Origin of the sequence: Fructobacillus fructosus KCTC 3544, from assembly GCF_001438695.1 — a bacterium.
Classification (GTDB): Bacteria; Bacillota; Bacilli; order Lactobacillales; family Lactobacillaceae; genus Fructobacillus; species Fructobacillus fructosus.
Map to the genome: position 1 here is coordinate 1 of NZ_JQBH01000028.1, position 1,408 is coordinate 1,408.

14 tRNA genes are annotated in these 1,408 nt (G+C 54.1%); all 14 read right to left on the minus strand.

Annotated elements, in window-relative coordinates:
* Window positions 1–43: 43 nt before the first annotated feature.
* The 14 genes from IV71_RS07525 to IV71_RS07590 all read right to left on the minus strand — a co-directional run bounded on the left by IV71_RS07525 (window position 44) and on the right by IV71_RS07590 (window position 1,328).
* Window positions 44–117, minus strand: a tRNA-Ile gene (locus tag IV71_RS07525).
* Window positions 118–120: 3 nt separating this feature from the next.
* Window positions 121–191 (minus strand) — tRNA-Gly (locus tag IV71_RS07530).
* 20 nt (window positions 192–211) lie between these two features.
* A tRNA-Phe gene (locus IV71_RS07535) sits at window positions 212–284 on the minus strand.
* 19 nt (window positions 285–303) lie between these two features.
* Window positions 304–377, minus strand: a tRNA-Asp gene (locus IV71_RS07540).
* A 2-nt stretch (window positions 378–379) separates the two neighbouring features.
* Window positions 380–453, minus strand: a tRNA-Met gene (locus tag IV71_RS07545).
* Between the two features lie 31 nt (window positions 454–484).
* Window positions 485–574: transfer RNA gene (locus tag IV71_RS07550), tRNA-Ser, on the minus strand.
* A gap of 20 nt (window positions 575–594) precedes the next feature.
* Window positions 595–668 (minus strand) — tRNA-Ile (locus IV71_RS07555).
* A 13-nt stretch (window positions 669–681) separates the two neighbouring features.
* Window positions 682–755 (minus strand) — tRNA-Met (locus IV71_RS07560).
* A 19-nt stretch (window positions 756–774) separates the two neighbouring features.
* Window positions 775–848: transfer RNA gene (locus IV71_RS07565), tRNA-Pro, on the minus strand.
* 42 nt (window positions 849–890) lie between these two features.
* Window positions 891–964: transfer RNA gene (locus IV71_RS07570), tRNA-Arg, on the minus strand.
* 8 nt (window positions 965–972) lie between these two features.
* Window positions 973–1,056: transfer RNA gene (locus IV71_RS07575), tRNA-Leu, on the minus strand.
* 6 nt (window positions 1,057–1,062) lie between these two features.
* Window positions 1,063–1,134 (minus strand) — tRNA-Gly (locus tag IV71_RS07580).
* Between the two features lie 6 nt (window positions 1,135–1,140).
* Window positions 1,141–1,213, minus strand: a tRNA-Thr gene (locus IV71_RS07585).
* Window positions 1,214–1,255: 42 nt separating this feature from the next.
* A tRNA-Val gene (locus IV71_RS07590) sits at window positions 1,256–1,328 on the minus strand.
* Between the last annotated feature and the right edge of the window lie 80 nt (window positions 1,329–1,408).

Here is a 1,408-nt window from a genome sequence, read left to right on the forward strand (position 1 = left end):
TTTTACCCACAAAAAAAGCCGACCGAAGTCGACTATCCTCTGATGGGCCATCCTGGATTCGAACCAGGGACCTCTGCGTTATCAACACAGCGCTCTAACCAACTGAGCTAATGGCCCATAAGCGAATGACGGGAATCGAACCCGCATAGCCAGCTTGGAAGGCTGGAATTCTACCATTGAACTACATTCGCATCTTCTCGGGTTCCCCCTATGGCGCTGGACGGAATCGAACCGCCGACACATGCAGCTTCAATGCATTGCTCTACCAACTGAGCTACAGAGCCATCTCTTTTATTAAAGAAACGGTCACAACGGGGTTCGAACCCGTGATCTCCTGCGTGACAGGCAGGCGTCCTAACCAGCTAGACCATGCGACCAATTGCGGGAGCAGGATTTGAACCTGCGACCTTCGGGTTATGGGCCCGACGAGCTACCGAACTGCTCCATCCCGCGATAATATTATTTTCGTTGGGCACTCGCCCTAAGGAGGATGAGGGATTCGAACCCTCGCGCCGATTTCTCGACCTGACGGTTTTCAAGACCGTTCCCTTCAGCCAGACTTGGGTAATCCTCCATGATTGTCTGATCACTTCATGGACCATGTTGGACTCGAACCAACGACCGGACGGTTATGAGCCGTCTGCTCTAACCAGCTGAGCTAATGGTCCCTGTTCGAGCCTATCGCGGCAGGGGGAATCGAACCCTCGACCTCTCGGGTATGAACCGAACGCTCTAGCCAGCTGAGCTACACCGCGATGTCGCTGTTTCCAGCCATCGGGACGACAGGATTCGAACCTGCGACCCCCTGGTCCCAAACCAGGTGCTCTACCAAGCTGAGCTACGTCCCGTTCCTTTTGGACTTCCGTCCTGTCTCCTGGTTTCGAAGACGATGCACCTAGCAGGAGTCGAACCTGCAACCTCCTGATTCGTAGTCAGACGCTCTATCCAATTGCGCTATAGGTGCAAATATAATGCCGGCGACCGGGATCGAACCGGTACGATGTTTCCATCGCAGGATTTTAAGTCCTGTGCGTCTGCCTATTCCGCCACGCCGGCATTCCAAGCGAACAACGGGATTCGAACCCGCGACCCCCACCATGGCAAGGTGATGTTCTACCTCTGAACTATGTTCGCATAATATGCCGACTAAAGGATTCGAACCTTCGACCCCCGCTTTACAAGAGCGGTGCTCTACCAGCTGAGCTAAGTCGGCTGGATTTGCCCGACGCGGCGCTTCTTTTTTGACCTTGGTCAATGGACGCTACAGGGATCGAACCTGTGACCCCCTGCTTGTAAGGCAGGTGCTCTCCCAGCTGAGCTAAGCGTCCAAAATAAAAACGAGTCTCCTCGTTTAATATGTACAGGCATCGCGTCGTCCTATCCTCGCAGCCAGCGTTCCGGCAACTAC